Origin of the sequence: Nocardia fusca NBRC 14340, assembly GCF_001618425.1 — a bacterium.
GTDB lineage: Bacteria > Actinomycetota > Actinomycetes > Mycobacteriales > Mycobacteriaceae > Nocardia > Nocardia fusca.
The window spans coordinates 192899-214043 of sequence record NZ_BDCU01000031.1 but is presented as its reverse complement, the minus strand read 5'-3'; the positions used below and the strand labels follow the sequence as shown (position 1 = coordinate 214043).

18 protein-coding genes are annotated in these 21145 nt (G+C 69.8%); 11 read left to right on the top strand and 7 right to left on the bottom strand.

Annotated features, from left to right (window positions below; genetic code table 11):
- Positions 1-51: 51 nt before the first annotated feature.
- Complete coding sequence (locus NF4_RS40070; protein ID WP_369690944.1) at positions 52-432, top strand: transposase; 381 nt, start codon at positions 52-54, stop codon at positions 430-432.
- Positions 433-518: 86 nt separating this feature from the next.
- Here the strand turns inward: NF4_RS40070 and ligA are convergent, their stop codons facing one another.
- Entirely contained in the window at positions 519-2510 is a 1992-nt protein-coding gene (ligA, locus tag NF4_RS21330; RefSeq protein WP_063129215.1) for an NAD-dependent DNA ligase LigA, read from the bottom strand.
- A gap of 131 nt (positions 2511-2641) precedes the next feature.
- Positions 2642-3562 (bottom strand): zinc-binding dehydrogenase, encoded by a 921-nt coding sequence (locus NF4_RS21325; RefSeq protein ID WP_232330585.1) that lies wholly within the window; start codon positions 3560-3562, stop codon positions 2642-2644.
- A gap of 126 nt (positions 3563-3688) precedes the next feature.
- Here NF4_RS21325 and NF4_RS21320 point away from each other — a divergent pair, with 126 nt between their 5' ends.
- Positions 3689-4318: a TetR/AcrR family transcriptional regulator gene (locus NF4_RS21320; protein ID WP_063129119.1), complete on the top strand. Its 630-nt coding sequence runs from the start codon at positions 3689-3691 to the stop codon at positions 4316-4318.
- Between the two features lie 124 nt (positions 4319-4442).
- On the opposite strand, the gene NF4_RS21315 is transcribed toward NF4_RS21320, so the two are convergent.
- A complete protein-coding gene (locus NF4_RS21315; RefSeq protein ID WP_232330584.1) occupies positions 4443-6275 on the bottom strand; it encodes a helix-turn-helix domain-containing protein in 1833 nt (610 codons plus the stop codon).
- A gap of 190 nt (positions 6276-6465) precedes the next feature.
- On the opposite strand from NF4_RS21315, the gene NF4_RS21310 reads away from it, so the two are divergent.
- The 6 genes from NF4_RS21310 (at position 6466) to NF4_RS21285 (ending at position 13327) form a co-directional block, all read left to right on the top strand.
- Positions 6466-7953, top strand: coding sequence for an aldehyde dehydrogenase (locus NF4_RS21310; protein WP_084533305.1), 1488 nt, complete (start codon positions 6466-6468; stop codon positions 7951-7953).
- Between the two features lie 96 nt (positions 7954-8049).
- Positions 8050-9459 carry an MFS transporter gene (locus NF4_RS21305; RefSeq protein WP_063129212.1) on the top strand — a complete coding sequence of 470 codons (1410 nt, stop codon included), beginning with the start codon at positions 8050-8052 and terminating at the stop codon, positions 9457-9459.
- Positions 9456-10646 (top strand): FAD binding domain-containing protein, encoded by a 1191-nt coding sequence (locus NF4_RS21300; RefSeq protein WP_063129118.1) that lies wholly within the window; start codon positions 9456-9458, stop codon positions 10644-10646. The genes NF4_RS21305 and NF4_RS21300 overlap by 4 nt, the downstream gene beginning before the upstream one ends.
- Before the next feature lie 29 nt (positions 10647-10675).
- A complete protein-coding gene (locus NF4_RS21295; RefSeq protein ID WP_063129117.1) occupies positions 10676-11137 on the top strand; it encodes a cupin domain-containing protein in 462 nt (153 codons plus the stop codon).
- Positions 11134-12120, top strand: a complete 987-nt coding sequence (locus tag NF4_RS21290; protein ID WP_063129116.1) for an amidohydrolase family protein — start codon at positions 11134-11136, stop codon at positions 12118-12120. Before NF4_RS21295 ends, NF4_RS21290 begins: the two co-directional genes overlap by 4 nt.
- Before the next feature lie 52 nt (positions 12121-12172).
- On the top strand, positions 12173-13327 hold the full coding sequence (locus NF4_RS21285; RefSeq protein WP_063129115.1) for an NADH:flavin oxidoreductase/NADH oxidase: 1155 nt from the start codon (positions 12173-12175) through the stop codon (positions 13325-13327).
- Positions 13328-13395: 68 nt separating this feature from the next.
- Here NF4_RS21285 and NF4_RS21280 read toward each other — a convergent pair whose 3' ends face one another.
- Together NF4_RS21280 and NF4_RS21275 are read right to left on the bottom strand one after the other, a co-directional pair.
- Complete coding sequence (locus NF4_RS21280; protein WP_063129114.1) at positions 13396-14043, bottom strand: LysE family translocator; 648 nt, start codon at positions 14041-14043, stop codon at positions 13396-13398.
- A 59-nt stretch (positions 14044-14102) separates the two neighbouring features.
- Positions 14103-15206, bottom strand: a complete 1104-nt coding sequence (locus NF4_RS21275; RefSeq protein WP_063814663.1) for a GGDEF domain-containing protein — start codon at positions 15204-15206, stop codon at positions 14103-14105.
- A gap of 308 nt (positions 15207-15514) precedes the next feature.
- Between NF4_RS21275 and NF4_RS21270 the strand changes: the two genes are divergently transcribed.
- Positions 15515-16381: a universal stress protein gene (locus NF4_RS21270; protein WP_063129112.1), complete on the top strand. Its 867-nt coding sequence runs from the start codon at positions 15515-15517 to the stop codon at positions 16379-16381.
- Positions 16382-16491: 110 nt separating this feature from the next.
- Here the strand turns inward: NF4_RS21270 and NF4_RS21265 are convergent, their stop codons facing one another.
- Both NF4_RS21265 and NF4_RS21260 read right to left on the bottom strand, forming a co-directional pair.
- Positions 16492-17487: a zinc-binding alcohol dehydrogenase family protein gene (locus NF4_RS21265; protein WP_063129210.1), complete on the bottom strand. Its 996-nt coding sequence runs from the start codon at positions 17485-17487 to the stop codon at positions 16492-16494.
- Between the two features lie 11 nt (positions 17488-17498).
- Complete coding sequence (locus NF4_RS21260) at positions 17499-17936, bottom strand: pyridoxamine 5'-phosphate oxidase family protein (protein WP_063129211.1); 438 nt, start codon at positions 17934-17936, stop codon at positions 17499-17501.
- 446 nt (positions 17937-18382) lie between these two features.
- Between NF4_RS21260 and NF4_RS21255 the strand changes: the two genes are divergently transcribed.
- On the top strand, positions 18383-19027 hold the full coding sequence (locus NF4_RS21255) for a response regulator (protein WP_063129111.1): 645 nt from the start codon (positions 18383-18385) through the stop codon (positions 19025-19027).
- Between the two features lie 68 nt (positions 19028-19095).
- The gene (locus NF4_RS21250; RefSeq protein ID WP_063129110.1) at positions 19096-20835 is read left to right on the top strand and encodes a sensor histidine kinase; all 1740 of its coding nucleotides are present in this window, start codon (positions 19096-19098) and stop codon (positions 20833-20835) included.
- Positions 20836-21145: the final 310 nt, after the last annotated feature.

The following is a 21145-nucleotide window of genomic DNA, read 5'->3' as shown; positions in this document are numbered from 1 at the left end:
GAAGAAGGCGTGGCGCTGGACCACGTAGCCGCCGATTTCGGGATCCACCCGATGACGTTGACGACCAGGCCCGACTGTTCTGACCGTCGCCAGGGATCCGGTAGACAGCACTGCAGGAAATTACGACAGCCGCAGCAGCGCGCGGTGGATCAACGTGGGGTTGGTTCCGCTGAAGCCGATGCAGCGGAACCCCGGCATCCGCGAACCATGTCAGCCCGACGCCACGCGATAACTCCGAAGATCGCCCGCCGCGGCGCTCCACACGGCTCCCGCTTGGGCAAGACTCGGTGGGTCGTAGAGCGCACCTTCGCCTGGCTTCACCAGTTCAAGCGCCTTCGCACTCGCTACGAGATTCGCGCCGATCTACATCAGGGGCTGCTCGAACTCGCCTGCAGCACCATCTGTTTGAGACGCCTCCGAATCTCATTCTGAAACGAGCAGTAAATCGGGCGATGACCTGGCCGGGCACCGATGCCGGCGCCCCCGGATCCTCGAGGCACGGACCGCCGGGTGCAGAGTCAAACGACTCCCGCGGAGACAAGCAGCTTCCAGATATCACCCTGATCGACAACCTCGACACCGAGCTTCGCCGCCTTGGCCAGTTTGCTGTCGCCGACTCCCGCACCGGTGATGAGCAGGTCGGTATTCGCCGACACCGAGGACGCCACCGTGGCACCCGCCTTCTCGCAGAGGCGTTGGAATGTCGGGCGGGCGACCTTCTCCCCCGAACGCGGGTCGCTGATCGCGCCGGTGATCACCACCGTTTTGCCGCCCAGCGGCGCACCCGCCGCGACGACCGGTGGTAGATCCTCGTCGAGCACGTCCAGACTCACGCCCGCGGCACGCAACCGCTCCAGTTCCGGACGCAGGCGGGTGAGGTGCTCGACCAGGGAAGCCGCCACTTTCGGGCCGATGTCCTCCACGGCCACGAGTCGTTCTTCGCCCGCGTCGGCGACCTCTTCCAGGGAACGGAATCCCGCGCGGGCCAGGCGGGCGGCGGTACCTTCGGAGGCCATCGGAATCGCCAGGCCGATCAGCGCGCGGCGCAGGCCCACCCGGCGGGCGGCGTCGACCGAGTCGATCATGCGCGCGGCCGAGGTCTCGCCGATACGGTCGAACTCGAGCAGGCGCTCGGTGGTCAGCGTGTAGAAGTCCGAAGGACGCTCCAGGATGCCCGCCTCGGCCAGGCGCTCGATCCACACCTGGCCGAAGGCCTCGATATCGGCGGCCGGCCGCGACGCCCAGTGGATGAGCCTGCGCACCGTCTGTGCGGGACAGGCGACGTTGGTGCAGAACAGTTCCCGGCTGTTGCCCTGTTCGGTCACCGGCTGCGCGCAGGACGGACAGCTGGTGGGCGGCACGATCTCGCGCTCGTCGCCGGTGCGTTTCGAGGCGTCGAGCACACCGGCCACGAACGGGATCACATCGCCGGCGCGGCGTACCAGCACGGTGTCCCCGACCTTGATATCGCGGGCGCGGATCACCTGCTGGTTGGCCAGCGTCGCCTTCGTGACCGTGGTGCCGCCCACGAACACCGGCTCCAGCCAGGCGACCGGGACGATCTTGCCGGTCTTGCCGACGTCCCAGACCACCTCGTTGAGCAGTGTGGTCTTCTCCTCGGCTGCGAACTTGAACGCCAGCGCGCCCCGCGGGCTGTTGGACCGGGTCCCGGCCGCGGCGTAGGCGTCGCGGTCGGCCAGTCGCAGCACCGCGCCGTCGATGTCGTAGTCCAGGTTGTTGCGCCCCTGTTCGATCACGGTGATCGCCGCCTGCGCCTGCTCGGCGTCGGCGCACACCCGCATCTGCGCCCCCGCGATCCCCAACGCCCGCAGCCCCTCGGCCAGGTCGGCCGCGGCGCCGCCGGCGGAGGTGTCGAGATCGAAGCCGAAGAACTGCAACCGCCTCTCGGCAACCGTGGCCGGGTCCTTCGCCCGCAGTGTGCCCGCCGCGGCATTGCGCGGATTGATCAGCGGCTTGTCCGGGTGCGCGGTGTTGTAGCCGAGGAAGGTCGACCGCAGCATCACCGCCTCACCGCGCACTTCCACCCGCCCCGGGACATCGATCCGGTCGGGCACCCCGTCGACCAAGGCGCGGACCAGTACCGTCACATCGTCACCGGTGGTGCCGTCACCGCGGGTCACGGCACGCAGCAACCGCCCGTCCTCGAAAACCAGGGCCAGGGACAAACCATCGAGCTTCGGCATCACCACCACCGACTGCCCGGGGAACCGATCGAAGAACGCCGCGACCTGATCCGGGGTGGTCGCCTTCTCGAGCGACAACATCGGCCGCGAATGCCGGATCGGGGCGTGCAGCACGGCGGGCGCCCCGACCTGCTCCAAGGGGTTCGGGTCGGGCGCGAGGTCGGGGTGCGCCTCGATCAGGCCCCGTAGCTCGTCCTCGATCGCGTCGTATTCCGCGTCGGCGACCAGCGGCGCGCCCCGGTAGTAGGCGTCGCGCAGCGCCACCACACGGTCCGCGAGTTCTTGGATGCGTTCACCGGTTTCCACGAGCCAGACGCTACCGAGCCCCACCGACACCCCCGTGGACCGAGTGGTGGCAGCGCACGCCCCGCCCGGCACGGCACACCTTCGGCGCGCGCACAGCGGTTCCCGTGCGACCGAGGCGTGCGGTTCACTGTTCAGGGAGTGAGGACGATCCGCCCGAACACCGTGCCGAGGTCCATTCGGCGATGGGCTTCGGCAGCTTGCTCCAGTGGCAGGATCTCGTGCACGACGGCGTGCAGTTCGCCGCGGGCGGCGGCGGCGAACTGTTCGGCCCGAACCGCGTCCCTGGCGGGCACCGGGACGGTATCGAGGCTGAACGTGGCGAACGAGCGGGACTGCTGGAACGCCCCCAGGAGTCGCATGCCGAAATCCGCCGGCGGCAGCCCCGCCACCACGCCGACCAGAACGAAACGTCCGTTCGGTGCGAGGTGGTCGAGGAACGTGGGCAGCTCCGCCCCACCGGCGATATCGATGATCACGTCGTAGGACGGCGGCGCAACCGGATCGCCTCCCCCGGACCGGTCCAGGACATGTGTCGCGCCGAGATCGCGGAGCCGGGCGCCGCGGTCCGGTGCCGAGGTCGTGACCGCGACCGCGCTCGCCCCGCCGCGCACCGCGAGCTCCACCGCCGCGATACCGATACTGCCCGCCGCCCCGCGCACCAGCACGGAATCACCGGGTGCGAAATGCGCGTGGGCCAGCCCGAAATGCGCGACGGGCGCCGCACTGCCCAGCGTCACCGCCGCGACCGGCGACAGGCCGGGCGGGAGCTCGACGATATCGCCGACCTGCGCGACCGCCTGCTCGACATAGCCGCCACCGGTACCGGTGAACGCCCACACCCGCCGGCCCGTCCACGACTCGTCGACACCGGCGCCGACCGCGGTCACCGTACCCGCGACCTCGCTGCCGGGTATCAGCCCCTCGGTGAACCCGTATCCCTCGAGTGTCCCGCGCCGGATCACGGCGTCGACGCCACCCACTCCGATCGCCTCGGTCTCGATAACCACCTGTCCCGCGGCCGGGACCGGTGCCGGGGTCTCTGTCACCGTCATACCGCTCGGGTCGCCGAATCGCCGAATCGCCACTGCTCGCACCGTCGTCTCCTTGTGCTCTCGTTGTCCGAGGTACCGTGGCCGAAAGTAACGGACGCCCCCGTCCACTTCCGTGAAGTGAGAAGCATGCCGGATCGATTGCCTCATATGCTCCGCGCCGACGCGCAGGACAACCGCGACCGGATCCTCGAGGTCGCCCGCGCGCTGTTCGCCGAGAAGGGGATCGGCATCACCATGCGCGAGGTCGCGCGCCGGGCCGAGATCGGGCCCGCCACCCTGTACCGGCGGTTCCCGGCGAAGCAGGCCCTGATCGATGCGGCCTTCGACGATGAGATGCGGTCGTGCCGGCAGATCGTGGAAGACGGCTGCGCCGATCCCGACCCATGGCGCGGATTCTGCTCGGTCATCGAACGGATCACCGTGCTCAACGGCCGGAACCAGGGCTTCGTGGACGCGTTCATGTCCGCGCACCCGGAGGCCGACGGCTTCGCCGCCCACCGTGCGGCACTGCTCTCGATGCTCGCCGACCTGGCCGGCCGCGCCAAGAAAGCCGGCCGACTGCGGCGCGACTTCGTCATCGACGACCTGGTGCTCGTCCTGCTCACTGGACGCGGACTGGCCGCGGTACCACCGGCCCGCCGGGAGACCTCGGCGCGCCGCTTCGCCGCCCTGGTCGTCGACGCGTTCCGCGAAACCGATACGAACGCGGACTCACCCCCGACGTCGCGACAGCTCTCCGCGCCACCTGCCGGATAGCCGCCGACCACCGGTTGTCAATGCAGGGCGGCCGGGAGATGGTGGACGGTCGAGACACACTCCCAGCGTGGACCGCCATTCGAAGGCAGGGGCGAGCGTTCTCACTCCGCCGCCGGGCAGCGAATCATCGGCCCGATCCGCCGACCGCCGCCGGTGCGGATTCGCGGCCGGCGTGCGCGACATCGCGGAGGGTGAGCGCGGTACCGAATTTCACGACCGTATCGAGGTCGGCGAAGTCGGAACCGGTGAGCTCCTCGATCCGGTGGATACGCTGTTTCACGGTGTTCACGTGAACGTGCAGCGCCGCCGCCGTTTCGGGTCGGTTCAGTTTGCACCGGAGATATGTCTCGAGGGTCTCGACGAGGTGGGTCCGATGTTTGCGGTCGTAACCGGTCAGCGGAGCCAGGACCCGATCGGAATAGGCCGCCAGCTGGACCGGGTCGTCGAGTTGGAGCAGCAGACCGGCCAGGCCGAGATCGCCCAGTTCCACCACCGCGCCCCGGTTTCCCGATCGGGCGGCGACTTCGAGTGCGCCCCTGGCGACGCGGTAGGACTGCGCACAGGTACCCCCGCCGTCGGCGAGGGCGACACTCGCGGTGACCGACCGCGACGCCGTCGTCAGCGCCGCCCGGACGCGCTCTGCCACCCGGCGGCCCACTACTTCGACAGCACCGGATTCCGTCTCGGCGCCGTGCGGCCACAACACAACGATATGCCCGCGGTGCATGGCCGCCAGCGGTCGCGGGCGGTAGCCGCGGACCAGTTGGGTCACCGCGGTGAGGGCGCGCGAATAGGTGCGGAGATCGGCTTCTGCGCCGTCGGCCCCCAGCGATCCCACGATCGCGCAGTGCGGGCGGGACAGATCGTGGCCGAGCCGGTGCGCCCTGCGCATCGCCTCCTCCGCGATCTCGCCGCCGGCGAGCAGTTCCGCGAGCAGCTCGCCGCGGAGGCGGTGCTCGACCTCTGTCCCCGTGCGGACACGGAGGAGCTCGAGCGAGATGACCAGCGCCGCATGCTCGACCGCGCGCTCACCCAGCGCGTCCAGCGGCCCTCGGTCGCCCGGATACCAGATCCGGGCCACCACCTCGCCGTCGAGCCGTACCACCGACACCCAGTACGGGCTCGGTCCGGCCGTTACCGCAACGGGTTTCGCCGATACGGGCGGCGGGATATCGATGTCGGTGCGGTACAGCAAATCGGGCAGCCGCGCGGTGTCTCCCGTCGTCGCGAGCACGGCGCCGCCGGCGTCCTCGACGAGCAGGGGACGGGCAATCAGCTCACCGAGGACCTCGGCGATACCCTGCAGTCCCCCGGATCGCAGCGTCACGTCGAGCAACCGCTCGTGGATCTGTTCCGATCTGGTCAGCACGTCACGCTGGGCGCGCAGTGACGCATTGAGCCGGCTCATCTCCGCGAGCCGGCGCGCGGACGTGAGGGCGATCGCCGCGTGGTTCGCGAGCAGCGACATCCGCTCCGTCTCGTAGTGGGTGAAGGTGTGAACCGGTTTGTAGTACCCGTTGAGGGTGCCGAGGACGTGTCCCGCAGCGACGAGCGGCACCGACACCATGGCACGGTATCCCTGGTCGCGCGCCACATCGCCCCACGGGCCGAACTGCGGTTCGGCCGCGATATCCCTGATCACCACCGGCCGTCCGGTCCGGAACGCGCGGGTGGAGGGGGCGGTGCTGTCCAGCCCCACCGGCCGGTCGGCGTTGATCCGGGCGACGTAGTCGTCGGACAGCCCGCTCCAGCCGGTGATGAGCAGACTCTCCTCGGTGGCGCCCGGCGTCAGGACTCCGCAGAAGTCGAACCCGAGCAGTGAGCGGGCCGTCGCGGCCACCAGATCGAGCACCTCGCGCAGCCCGTCGCCCGATACCGCGGCCGCACTGAGCGTGCGCAGGCTGCTCAACCAGGTCACCAACTCGGCGGAGTGGCCGCCGCTCTGTCCTTCGCTCACCGGCCCAGCCTGACACAATGTGTATTCATCGGACATACATACCGTTCAACTATGTAGTAGCAGACATTGATGTGGCTCACGCCGGATTCGATACTCGATTAGCGCCCACGTTGTGACGAAGTTCTCGATCCGAGCACAGTCGTCACACCAGGGTGCTCCCATCGACACGCGATACGAAGGGCACGGCGCCATGACCGACACCACGACCGACCTGTCCCTGGGCCGGAGCGCACAATCCACGCGCGAAATCCTGGATCCGTCCACCGGTGCGGTGATCGATATCGTGGCCGAACAGGGCGCCGCCGCCGTCGACGAGGCCGTCCGGGCCGCCCGCGCGGCATTCGAGTCCGGTCCGTGGCCGGCGCTGCCGCGCAGCGAACGCGCGAAACTGCTGCTGCGTATCGCGGATGCCGTCGAAGCCGCCTCCGACGAACTGTTCCGGCTCGAGACCCGCAACAACGGCCGGCCGGTCACCGAAACCCGCGCCCAGCTGTCCCGAGTGCCCGAATGGTTCCGGTACAACGCCGCGCTGCTCACCGCCCGGCGGGACGCCGTCCTGCCCGGCGACGGACCGTATCTGACCTATCAGCGCCGTGCCCCGCTCGGCGTGTGCGGCATCATCACGCCCTTCAATCACCCGATGCTGATTCTCGCGCGCAGCCTCTCGGCCGCCCTGGCGAACGGCAACACCGTGGTGGTCAAGCCCTCCGAGACCACCCCGCTGACAACCCTCGCACTGGCCCGGATATTGCGTGAGGCCGGACTTCCCGACGGGGTCGTCACCGTCGTGACCGGCGGCCGCGCGGCCGGCGAGCGGCTGACCCACCACCCCGACGTCGCGAAGATCACCCTCACCGGAGGCACCGAGGCCGGCCGTTCGGCCGCGGTCGCCACCGCGGCCCGATTCGCGCGCGTCACCGCCGAACTCGGCGGAAAGACACCGATCATCGTCTTCGACGATATCGATCCGGTCGTCGCCGCCGAGGGCGCGGCATTCGCGGCGTTCGTCGCCGCGGGCCAGTCCTGCGTCGCCGGATCCCGGTTCCTCGTCCAGCGCGCGGTCTACGACGAATTCGTCAGCGCACTCGCCGCGCGGGCCCGCGCCATCCGGATCGGCGACCCGGCCGCACCCGACACCCAAATGGGTCCGCTCATCAGCGCGCGCCAGCGCGACCGCGTCCGCGAACTCGTCGGCATCGGTATCCGGGAAGGCGCTCGCCTCGTCGCGGGCGGCGGCGTCCCCGACCTGCCCGCGCCGCTCCGGGGCGGGTTCTTCCTCGAACCGACCGTTCTCGCCGACGCCACCAATGACATGACGGTGTCCCAACAGGAGATCTTCGGTCCCGTCGCGGTCGTCATCCCGTTCGACAGCGAACAGGAAGCCGTCGCGATGGCCAACGACAACCGCTACGGACTCGGCGCCGGCGTGTGGACCCGCGATATCGCCCGCGGACACCGCGTCGCGGACCGGATCGTCGCCGGCATGGTGTGGGTCAACGACCATCACCGGCTCGAGCCGTCGCTGCCCTGGGGCGGAGTCAAGGAGTCCGGCATCGGCAAGGACGCCGGAACCGAATCCTTCGACGACTTCTCCTGGATCAAAACCGTGGTCGTGCGTATCGCCGACGACCACGTCGACTGGTACGGCAGCCCGGACGACAACACCCGCCTCAACTGACCCTTCGGCGCCGGAGCCACCCCGGCGAGCCCGCCCGGGGCGATGCCGCGCGCCCACCTCCCCTCTGACCACGCGACCTTCGCGGAAGGAGCGTCGATGACGACGCCACAGACCGGTGCAGGCACCGTACGCACCGAGATCAGCCGAATGCAGTGGCTGGTACTGCTCGGCACCACCCTCGGGTGGGGCCTGGACGGATTCGCCGGCAGCCTCTATGTCCTGGTCCTCGGCCCGGCCATGACCGAACTGCTGCCCCACAGCGGAATCACCGCCGATACCTCGGCGATCGGCTTCTACGGCGGCCTCACCGTCGCCCTGTTCCTCCTCGGCTGGGCGGTCGGCGGCATCCTGTTCGGCATACTCGCCGACTATTTCGGCCGCACCCGGGTCCTCTCCCTCGGAATCCTGACCTACGCGGTGTTCACCGCGGTCGCCGCCTTCGCCGATACCTGGTGGCAGATGGGCATCCTGCGCTTCATCGCGGGCGTCGGCTCCGGTGTCGAGGCACCCGTCGGCGCCGCGCTCATCGCGGAGACCTGGCGCAACCGGTATCGGGCCCGGGCGGGCGGCGTCATGATGTCCGGATACGCCGCCGGATTCTTCGTGGCCGCGGCCACGTACGCGCTGCTCGGCAGTCACGGCTGGCGAATGATGATGGCGCTAGCGGTGGTTCCCGCGCTGCTGGTCTGGTTCATCCGCCGCTATGTCCCGGAACCGCCCGAGATCGAAGCGAGCATCCGGGCGCGCCGGAACCGCAAGGACGGTGAAAACACCGCTACCGAAGACGTATTCGTGCTGCGGCGCCTGTTCTCGGGTCAGCTCCTGCGCCCCACCCTGGTGTGTACCGCGCTGGCAACCGGTTCGCTGATCTCCTTCTGGAGCGTATCGACCTGGTACCCGCAGATCATCCGGCAGATGACCGCGAGCGACGCGACCGCGACCGCGGGCACCGCCGACCACCGGGTGGCACTCGCCTCGATGCTCTTCAACGCCGGCGGGATCCTCGGCTACGCGTCGTGGGGCTTCCTCGCCGAAGCACTCGGACGGCGCCGCACCTTCACCGTGAGTTTCGTCCTTTCGGCCGTCGCGATCGGCTACGTGTTCCCCTTCGAACACAGCTATCTCGGCTTCCTCATCGCGATGCCGTTGCTCGGTTTCGGGCTGTTCGGCGCGCTGTCCGGCACCTTCATCTACGGTCCCGAGGTGTTCCCGCCGAGCGTGCGGGCCACCGCACTCGCTGTGGTGAACAGCGTCGGGCGCGTGATCACCGCGGCCGGGCCGCTGGTCGCCGGGGTGATCGCGACGTCCTGGTTCAGCGGCAACCTCGGCCTCGCCACCGCGGCGATCGCCGCACTGGGCCTCGTCGCCTTCGTCGGACTCGCCTTCGCGACCGAGACCCGCGGCAAGCCGTTGCCCACCGACCCTCCGTCTCCGGACTCCACCGGCGCACCGGAACCCTCCCGTCCCTCCGCACCGGCCGCGGGCCGAGAAGAGAGCCATTCATGAACACCTACGACGCCGCCCGGGCGATCGTCGTCGGCGGATCCATCGGCGGGCTGACCACCGCGCTGCTCCTGCGCGACCTCGGCTTCTCCGTCGATGTCTACGAACGCACGCCCACCGCGCTCGACGGGCGCGGCAGCGGGATCGTCCTGCAACCCGATACCGTGCGCTGGTTCACCGAGCGCAGCACCCAGCAGCTCGCCGACCTGAGCACATCGACCTCGTACGTGCAGTACCTGGACCGGGCGAACTCCATCGTCTACCGGGAGGAACGCACCTGGACCTACACCTCGTGGGGAACCTTCTACCGAGCGCTGCTCGCGGATTTCGGCACCGAGCACTACCATCTCGGCGAATTCGCCTGCGGCTTCGACCAGGACGACGACGCGGCCACCGTCCGGTTCGTCAGCGGCCGCACCGAGAGCGCCGACCTGGTGGTCTTCGCCGACGGCATCACCTCGGTCGCCCGCGCCCACTTCGACCCCGACGCGACGCTCCAGTACTCCGGCTACGTGGGTTGGCGCGGGACCGTCCCCGTCCGCGACGTCTCCCCGGCCACCCGGGAGCTGACCGGAGACGCCATCACCTACAGCGTGGTCCCGAACTCCCACCTCACGCTCTACCCGATCCCCGGTGACGAGGGCGCCGGCCCGGAACACCGGCTGATGAACTACGTCTGGTACCGCAACGTCCCCGCCGGACCGGAGCTGACCGAACTGCTGCTCGACAAACGCGGTTTCGCGGGTACGGTATCGGTCCATCCCGGCCAGGTGCAGAACCGCTACATCGCGGAGATGAAAGAGACCGCGGCGGCCGTACTGGCGCCGGCCGTCGCGGAGGTCGTCACCGCGACGGAGCAGCCCTACCTCCAAGTGGTTTCGGACTGCCGCTCCGCGAGCACGGCACGGGGCCGGGTGGCATTGATCGGTGATGCCGCCTGCAGCGCGCGTCCCCACGCGGCGGCGGGCACCGCGAAAGCCGCGGCGGATGCCTGGGCACTGGAATCGGCACTGGCCGACGCCGACGGGCATATCGCCGCGGCGCTGGCGAAATGGGAGCCCGGCCGGCTCGAACTCAGCGCGTCGCTGCTGGCCCGGGTCCAGGCGATGGGCACCCGCTCCCAGTTCACCAACACCTGGACCCCCGGCGATCCCGAGCTGCGCTTCGGCCTCTACGGGCCGGGTCACTGACCCACCACCATCTCGAGACAGGAAAAGATATGACGGACAACAGGTTCCTCGACGACCTGCCGATCGCGGGCGAACTCGTCGCCACCGATTTCGACAGCTGGCCGGACTGGCTGCGCACCGAGTTCGCCGATCACGCCTACGACGGCCACGTCGGCTCGGCCTTGCTCAGTGAATCGCCCCGGGTGCGGGTGTGGGAGATCCGGCTCGCCCCGGGTGAACGATGGCACGCCCACCGGCACGTCCTCGACTACTTCTGGACGGCCGTCAACGCCGGCCGCAGCCGCCAGCACACCCACGACGGCACCGTCCGGGAGGTGTCCTACGCGGCCGGTGAGACCCGGCACTTCCACTTCGGCCCGGGCGAATACCTGCTCCACGACATCGAGAACATCGGCGAGACCGACCTCGTCTTCACCACGGTCGAACACCTCGACAGCGCGAACCCGCCGCTACCGCTGATCCACGCCGGCACCGAGGGCGGCCGGGCATGATCGAATCCGATATCGCGCCCGGCGTTGTCGACGTCCACGCACACTGGCTGCCGCGTGAACTCTTCCACCTGCCGCCGGGTTCTCCGTTCGGGCCGATGCACGACCGCGACGGCGAGCTGTACCTCGGGACCGTCCCGCTGTCGATCCGGACCACCGCGATGAGCGATGTGCCCGCGATCCGCGCGGATATGCGCCGCGCCCGGGTCGGCGTCCGGGTGCTCTCCGCACCTCCGTTCGCCTTCCCGGTGCACGACGCCGACGGGGCCGAGGACTACGTCGCCGCTTTCAACACCGCACTGGCCGAAGTCGTCGCATCGTCGGAGGGCAACCTGGTGGGCCTCGGCATGGTCGCCTTCGGCCATACCGGCCGGACCACTGTGCAGCTCGAACAACTCGCCGGGACGCCGGGTATCGCCGGAGTCGCGATCCCGCCGCTGCTCGGCAGCGAATCCCTCGATCGAGGTCCGCTGCACCATGTGCTCGCCGAGGCCGCCCGGCTGGATCTGGCGGTGCTGGTGCACCCGATGCAACTCCCCCGGCCCGAATGGCCCGACTACTACCTGGCCAATCTGATCGGAAACCCGGTGGAGACCGCCACCGCGGTGGCTTCGGCCCTGCTCGGCGGCGTCCTCGAGGCACTACCGCGACTGCGCCTGTGCTTCGTGCACGCCGGTGGCTGCTCGGCCGGGCTGCTCGGCCGCTGGACCCACGCGTGGCACGCACGCTCCGATGTCCGGAGCGGATCCACGCGGCCACCGGCGGAGTCGTTCGAGAAGCTCTGGTTCGACACCGTCGCCCACGATCCCCCTCTGCTGACCCTGTTGCGCCGCCACGCGGGTGCCGGTCGGATCGTCTGCGGCAGCGACTACCCCTTCGATATGGCGGAACCGGATCCGGTCCGTTTCGCCCTCACCCACGGCGTCACCGAAGGCGAGCTGGTCGCCTCCGCCCGGGAATTCCTCGGGCTCACCTCTCTCCGATGAGCGGCGGACCCGGCTCCGGCACCACCCGGCCGTACACCAGGACAGGCAGACAATGAGTCAGCTCTTCACCCCGATCACCCTGCGAGAGGTCACCTTCGCGCACCGCGCGTGGATGTCACCGATGATGCAGTTCGCCGCCGTTCCCGACGGTCCCGAGGTGGGCACCGCGACCGACTGGCACCTCCAGCATCTGGGGTCCCGGGCGGTCGCAGGGGCGGCGCTGATCATGGTCGAGGCCACCGCCGTCACCCCCGACGGCCGCAGCAGCGACTACGACCTCGGCCTGTGGAACGACCGGCAGGCCCAGGTGCTGCGCCGCCACACCGATTTCCTGCGTGCCCAGGCCACGGTGCCGGGTATCCAGCTCGTACACGCCGGCCGGAAGGCGGCGACCGGGCGGCCGTGGTCCGACCCCTGCCGTGAGCAGCGGACCTGGCCCACGGTGGGTCCGAGCGCGGTGCCGTTCGGGCGGTTGCCCGCACCCACCGAGATGAGCATCGCCGAGATCGACGCTGTCGTCGACGATTTCGCCGCGGCGGCCCGGCGCGCCGCCGCGGCGGGATTCCAGGTACTCGAGCTCCACGGGGCCCACGGGTACCTCATCCACCAGTTCCTGTCGCCGCAGTCCAACACGCGCACCGACCGCTACGGCGGGAGTTTCGACAACCGCATCAGGTTCGCGCTCCAGGTGGTGGCCGCGGTCCGCCGCGCATGGCCGGCGCAACTGCCGCTGTTTGTCCGCGTATCGGCCACCGACTGGCTCGGCGGCGACACCGAGGACGCCCGGCCGGGATGGACCGTCGAAGAGTCGATCGCACTCGCGCGACATCTCGACCGGCTGGGAGTGGACCTGGTCGACGTGTCCAGCGGCGGCTCCGTGCCCGACGCGGCGATCCCGGTGCGGCCGGGATACCAGGTACCGTTCGCCGCGCGGCTACGCGACGAGGCCGGGGTCCGCACCAGCGCGGTGGGCATGATCGTCAGCCCCGAGCAGGCGGAACAGGTCATAGCGCAGGGGCAGGCGGACGCGGTCTTCCTGGGCCGGGCCCTGTTGCGCGATCCCGCCTGGATCCGGCAGGCCGCGGACCGGCTCGGCGCGCGGCTGCCGCACCCGCCGCAGTACGAGCGCGCCTTCCGGTCCACCGCACCCGCGGCAGGGTCGCGGGAAGACCGTGGGCGGCAGCTCACCGAAGTTCGTACGGTATGAACCCCGGGCGGTAGCGCCGGTCCTCGAACCGCACCGGCAATGCCGGCCCGGATCCGGCGCCGCCCCGCTCACCGGCGCGCGAAGGCGAGCCCGCCCGCAACCGCAAGCATGGTGACGCCCGTACCGCGATCCAGATAGCGCCGGGTGCGTGGCGGCATATCGAACGAGTTGAGGGCTCCGCCCACCCCTGCGTACACGATCGCCGCGGCGAACTCGACGACGAGGTAGCCGAGACCCAGTGCGATCAGCTGCGCGGGTACGGACCCCGCCGCGTGGTCGACGAATTGGGGCAGGAGCGCGGCGAACAGCAGCAGCGCCTTGGGATTGGTGAGCGCCACCGTGAACTCCTGCCGCGTCAGCTGACCACGCGTCCGGCGCAGCGACGACGCGTCTCGCGGCGGGCTGCCGGACGCGTCCGGTGTGCCGGCGGGGCGGCTCCGGTAGAGCATGGCCACACCGAGGTAGAGCAGATACGCGACGCCACACCATTTCACGGCCGTGAACACCGGCTCGGAGGTCACCAGCAATTCACCCAGCCCCACCGCTGTCGCGAGCACCAGCAACAGGAAAGCCGACAGCCGGCCGGACACGGCCACCAGCGCATCCACGGCGCCCTGCTGCACCGCGTTGCGCAAGGACAGCAGTTGGTTCGCCCCCGGAGTGAACGCGATGAGCGGAGCAGCGATCAGGAACGGCTGCCAGTGCGGAGTTGGCATGTCCCCCTGTATACAGCCGGTTGCCGAGCGCGGAAACCGGGCGGTTCACCGCACAAGCGTTATCCGGGAGTCGGATGGCGATGGTCCCGCGGTGGGGTGAGTTCGTCGACCACCACCAGATTCCCACCGGACTGTTTGGCCCGATACATGGCGGCGTCGGCGGATTGCAGCAGCCGATCCGGGGTCGGACGCGGCCACCCGGGACAGGTCGTCGCGTCGAAGACCGCGACACCCACGCTCGCGGTGACCTCCACCGCGGTCTCCGGCGGGTCGGCGACCACGCGGCGCAGACGTTCGGCCTCGGCGCGCGCGGCCGCCGCGTCCATCGGCGCGGCCACCACGAACTCCTCCCCACCCGTGCGCGCCACCACCGCCGTCTCCCCCGCGGCGGCGTGCAACCGCCGGGCGGTCCGCACCAGGACGGTATCGCCGACACGGTGCCCCCAGGTGTCGTTCACGCTCTTGAACCGGTCGAGATCGAAGCTCATGACGCAGATCGCGGGAAACCGGTCGACCATCAGCGGCAGCCGGATCTCCAGACCCCGGCGGTTCAGCAGTTCGGTCAGCGGGTCCGACAGCGATTCGGTCCGCAACAGCCAGTAGAGGAGCTGCAACGCGGGTAGCGCGCTGACCACCGAGACGAACAACAGCAGGCCGACCGCGTAGGCCAGCCGGATATCGCCGCCCCCGGTCGCGATCCGCACCGAGAACACGATCACCGACAGCAACGACCACGCCGAATGCGCTGCCAGGGCCCGCGCGCTGTGGAAGAAGCCGAGGTAACTGCCGGTGACCACGAGCAGCACCGCGCCCATCGCCCCGAACAGCCGATCCGGCACCTGGAGGAACTCCATCGTGAACAGCACATCCGCGCCGCCGATCAGCGCCAGCGATTCGGTCTTGCTCGGCCAGGACAGCAACCACCAGCGCAGCGCCCACAGCGTCCCGCACAGCACCCCGAGCGTCGAGGCGATGCCGGGATCACCGGCCGGCCCCACCGGTGTGCCCGCGATCACGGCACCCATCACCGCGATCGCCGCGCCCGCGACGCCGATCAGTACTTTCAGTGGGCCCAGCGCCGATCGCGCCGCCAGCGTGTGCACCAGCCAGCGGTAGTCGACCGGGTCGTTCCACCAGGCCCGCAGTGTCTTGCTGTCATTCATCGACTCACCCTTGGTCCCGACCGCGTTGCCCACCGTAGCCCGTACCGACTGCCAGAATCCCGAGAATCCAACCGGCTGGTCGGACCGGTCCAGACCGGACATTATTCCCCGCGCCGGAACGGCCGGAGCAGGAGACCGAGGTTCGCCGAAATCGACTTTGGTCTCTTCCGGCCGGGACCAACGCCCCCATCGTCCGCGTGGTCCGCGCTTTAACCTCGCAGTATCCGGAGGAACCGGATCGGCGGAGAAACCGTGGCCGGCAGGCCGGCGCGGATTCCGGAACCGATGAGCGAGAAGGTGAGCCCACCGTGAGCACACATACCCCAGAGCCCGTAGTCGTCGGTGTCGACGGCTCGGCCGCGTCGCTCGCCGCCGTCCAGTGGGCGGCCCGGACAGCGGCAGGCCACGGCGACCCGCTGAACCTGGTGTACGCCGTCGGGGCGCCGCTGGATTTCGGGCCCGGGCTCGGGGTCGTCGCCTTCGACAATCAAGCGCTGCGGGCCGACGGAGAGGCCGTGTGCGCCTCCGCCGCGAAGATCGCCCGCGAGATCGCCGGCGAGCTGGAGATCACCACGCTCGTGGTCGATCCGAACCCGGCGCCCACGCTGATCGAGAGATCCCGGGCCGCCCGCCTGGTCGTGGTGGGCACCTACGGCCGTAGCGCGATCGGACGAGGGCTGCTCGGTTCGGTGAGCACCTCGCTGGCGCGGCACGCGCACTGCCCGGTCGCCGTGGTTCCGCAGAGCTACGGTGAACACGGCGACCGCCCGGGCGCGCCCGTGGTGGTCGGGGTCGACGGGTCACCGCGCAGCACCGAGGCCGTCGATATCGCCTTCGACGAAGCATCGCGCCGCGGCACCGGTCTCGTCGCGGTCACCACCTGGTCGGAATTCTTCCGGTACCTGTCGCGGCCCGAGATGCAGGAGCAGGCCCGCGTTCTCCAGGCCGAGAGCCTGGCCGGGCACACGGAACGGTACCCCGATGTCCCGGTGACCCGTGTCGTCGTCGAAGACCGGCCCGCACGGAGGTTGCTGCACGAGGCCGAGAGCGCCCAGCTGGTTGTCGTCGGCAGTCACGGGGGCGGCGGTTTCGCCGGGATGAGCCTGGGCTCGACCAGCCAGGCGGTGTTGCACGGGGTGTCCGTACCGCTGATCATCGCGCGGACCCGCGCCTGAGCGGATCGGTCACGAGGAGGCACAACGCGGTCGGGGAGGCCCGGACGGCCCGACCGCGTCGGGCGCCACCTCGCATCCGACTCCGGAGACCGGACATCGCCCTCCCGGAGTCAGGGCAGTAGCACGGCAGCACCGTCGAAGCGACCGTGCGCCAGATCGGACAGCGCCCGGTCGGCCCGCTCCAGTGGGTAGGGATGGGTCGTCACCCGCAGCCGATGGCGCGCCGCGAAGGCGAGAAAATCGCGGGCGTCGGCGCGCGTATTGGACGTAACGCTGCGGATCTGCCGTTCGCGGAACAAATGGCGCCGATAGTCGAGCGGGGGGATATCGGTGAGATGGATTCCCGCCACCGCCAAGGTGCCGCCCGCTGCGAGGGCTTCCAGCGCCGGCGGTACCAGCTCGCCCACCGGTGCGAACAGAATGGCCGAATCCAGGCGCTCCGGCGGTGGATCCGCGGCGTGCTGTACCGACGCGACACCGAGACCGAGCGCGAGTTCACGGGCCGGGGCGCCCCGGGTCATGACATGGACGCGAGCGCCCCGGGCGAGAGCGACCTGAGCGGTCAGGTGGGCGCTGCCGCCGAATCCGTAGATACCCAGTACCCCGCCCTCGGGCACGAGGGCCCGGGTGAGCGCCCGGTAGCCGATGATGCCCGCGCACAACAGGGGCGCCAGCTCCCGGTCCGCGTACCCGGCCGGCAGCGGCAATGCGAAATCTACCGGGACGGTGACATATTCGGCATACCCGCCGTCCGCGTCCCATCCGGTGTACCGCGAGTCCGGGCACAGGTTCTCCGCGCCTTTCCGGCAGAAGCCGCACACACCGCAGGTGTGCCGCAACCACGGGATCCCGACGCGATCCCCCACTGTGAAGTCATCCCGTTCCGCGGTGGCGACGACCTCGGCGACGACCTCGTGACCCGGTACGACATGCGGCCGGTGCACGGGCAGATCACCTTCCACCACGTGCAGATCCGTACGGCACACACCGCAGGCCAGTACCCGGGCGAGCAGCTCGCCCGGACCCGGTCGCGGGAGCGGCTCCCGTCGCGCGATGATCGGTTTCCGGTCGATACCCCTGGGCACGTCCACCCGCCACGCCCGCATGGTCACCGGGTTCACACCGGGACCTCCTCGATCAACCTCGTCCCGGTGACCAGAGTGGGTTCGATACCGATGACGACGCCGCCGTGCGGATCTCCCCAGGGGCCGAGCCGCCGCGCGTACTCCGCGGCGAGTTCAGCGGCGGTGACCAGCCGCGCCGGCCCGGTGACCAGCACCGACCAGCCGGTCCGCCGCACCGGGTCGATCTCGTCGGCGTGATAGGCGACGATGGCCGGGCGGCCGAACGCTGCCCGGGCCAGCCCGGCGAACGGCTGGGTCCGCACGATCACCTCCCCGCCGTCGCCGATGAGATGATTCACCGGCCGCACCGCGGGCAGCGCGTCGGCGGTGAACACAATGCGCCCGAACGGCGCGGCCGCGAGCAGGCGCAGGGCTTCGGCGCGCTCCAGCGGCACGGTTCGCCGCGGAGTTCCGCCGCGGCCCGGGGACAGTTCGGGACCTGGCACCTCGTTTTCCCGCTTCCTCTGTCGGCATTTCCCCTCAGATCACCACCACGACAAGGAAAGAGACAGGGCCGAATGCCCTCTGCCACCGCTCACCAAGTACCTTCCGGCGCACCGCGGCGGGTACACCGGCAGATCCGAACAGCACTTCCCCGCCGCCGCGCCACGGAAACCCATGCCTTCGGACGGGGCCGAATGTCTCCGGGACGGGAGCCGAGCGCCTCTGGGGACACCGGGGCGGCCCATATCCCGCCAGGGATCGTTGTGTGCAGCGAGAGAAGGAAGCGAGTCCGGCGCCGGCGCGGCCGAGCACCTGCACAGAACGATCGGCCGGTCAAGTGCCGTTCGTCGTCGAATGCGAGGCCCATGCCGCCGCCCCGCGGGCGCTGAACTCCGTACGCTGAGAACAACTCATCCCCGAGAGAGGCGAGACCATGGTCAGGGTGTTCCTGGTCGACGACCATGAGATAGTACGGCGCGGGGTCGCCGACCTGATCGAGGCGGAGACCGACCTGGAGGTCGTCGGCGAGGCGGCCGATGTCTCCCAGGCGCTGGCCCGGATCCCGGCACTGCGGCCCGATATCGCCGTCCTCGACGTCCGCCTACCGGATGGCAACGGCATCGAGTTGTGCCGGGAACTGCTCTCGGCGAATACGGGGCTCCGGTGTCTGATGCTCACGTCCTTCACCGACGATCAGGCCATGCTCGACGCCATCCTGGCCGGCGCCGGCGGCTACGTCGTCAAGGACATCACCAGCCTCGAACTCGTGCGCGCCATTCGCGAGGTGGCGGCCGGCAAATCCCTGCTGGACAACCGGGCAGCGGCGGCGCTGATGGCGAAATTCCGGGCCGAGGCCGAAACCGCGACGGGTCCGCTCGCCGGACTGACCGAACAGGAACGCACCCTGCTCGCGCTGCTGGGCGAGGGGCTCACCAACCGGCAGATCGCCGGTCGCATGTTCCTGGCCGAGAAGACCGTCAAGAACTACGTCTCGCGGTTGCTCACCAAACTGGGTGTCGAACGCCGGACCCAGGCCGCGGTTCTCGCCACCAAGATGATCCCACCCGACCGCAGGTGACCCGTGAACCGACCGTGACCAGGCCCGACGCTGGCGTCGGACGACAGGCCGGTGGAAGAATGCCGCGTATGGAACGCCAGGTGCCCGCGACGAGTGATCGGCCGCCGGTGACCGAAACGCTGTCCCACCTGCGGCTGCACGAACTGCTGGAAGAAGTGCAGGACCGTATCGCCCAGATCGTCGATGTGCGTGACCGGATGGACCGGCTGATGGAGGCGATGCTGTCCATCACCGCGGGCCTGGATCTGGACGAGACCCTCCGGTCGATCGTGCACACGGCCATCGAACTGGTCGACGCCGGGTACGGCGCTCTCGGTGTCCGCGGCACCGATTCGACCGGCGACCAGTTGGCCGAATTCGTCTACGAGGGTATCGACGATGCCGCCCGGCACCGGATCGGCGACCTGCCCCGCGGTCACGGGGTACTGGGGGTGCTCATCCAGCAACCCGAACCCATCCGGCTCACCAATATGTCCGAGCACCCGGCGTCGGTCGGTTTCCCGGCCCACCACCCGCCCATGCACAGTTTTCTCGGGGTACCGGTCAAAGTGCGCGACGAGGTGTTCGGCAACCTCTACCTCACCGAGAAGATCGGGGCCGAGGAGTTCACCGAGGACGACGAGGTCGTGGTGCAGGCCCTGGCGGCGGCGGCCGGGATCGCCATCGAGAACGCCCGCCTCTACGAACAGTCCCGGCGGCGCCAGCACTGGCTGGAAGCCATCCGCGATGTGGCCACCGAACTACTGGCGAGCGGCGAACCCGAGGACATTCTCGACCTGGTCACCGAGCGGGCCCGCACCCTCACCGGCGCCGCGTGCACATTCGTGGCGCTGCCCGATGATCCCGATATCCCCGGTTACGAGGTGCGCGAACTGACCATTGCCGCGGTATCCGGTGCGCAGGCCCGCCGATTACGCGGGCAACGGCTGCCCCTGCACGGTTCGCAATCGAGCAGGGCGTTCCGGCACGGGCAGACGATCGCCGTGGAGCAGCCGGCCGCCGATGTATTACCGGGCATCTCCAGCGATTTCGGCCCGGCACTCGTGCTCCCGTTGCGCGCCGAGGACACCATCATCGGTGTCCTCGCCACCGTCCAGCCTCCCGGCGGCAATACCTTCGATCCCGCCGTCCGGGCCATGATGGCGGTGATCGCCAATCAGGCCGCCCTGGCGCTGCGGCTGGCGGAGACACAGCGCCGGATGCGGGAACTGGATGTGGTCGCCGACCGCGACCGGATCGCCCGCGACCTGCACGACCACGTCATCCAGCGGCTTTTCGCCCTGGGTCTCGGTCTCCAGGGCACCCTGCAGCGCGCCCGCAGCGACGACGTGCGGGCACGACTGGGCGAAACCATCGACGACCTGCAATCGATCATGCAGGAGATCCGGCACTCGATCTTCGATCTGCACAGCACCACGACGACCGAATCGGCCGGCTACCGTCGGCACTTGCACGGTATCGTCACCGAGCTGACCGCCGAGACCGAACTGCGCACGACGATCCGGCTCAGCGGGCCGGTCACCGTCCTCGCCCCGCCTCTCTCCGACGATATCGAGGCGGTTCTGCGCGAGGCGGTCAGCAATGTGGTGCGGCATGCCCGGGCCACCACACTGTCGGTCGAGCTGCGCGTGGGCGACGAGGTGACCCTCGAGGTGGCGGACGACGGCGTCGGGCTGTCGCCCGACAATCGGCGGTGTAGCGGGCTGGCCAACCTCCGGGTCCGCGCGGAGCGGGCCGGCGGGCACTGCGCGGTGAGCCGCAAACCGACCGGCGGCACCGTCCTGCGCTGGAGCGCGCCACTGCCCTGACCCTACGAATCCGTCGAGCCCGGCACATAAGGTACGAGGCCCCGATACCGGTTGCGCCTGCGCCGGCCACAGCCTCGCCGACATGATCATCCACGTGGTGATGCGTTGACCGATTGAACCCCAGGGTCTTGTCCGCGCGACCATCGACCACCCGGGCCACTGACTGCCGCACTCGTACCCGCGCAGCGTTCGAATGCCGATGGACGTTGAGGCTGCCGCGCCGAACTGGGCGGTGCGAGTCCGGGGCCACAGGAGTGGCCGAGCGTGGGGCCCTGGTCTTCAGGGGTGCACAACGATACGTGGCGGCCCC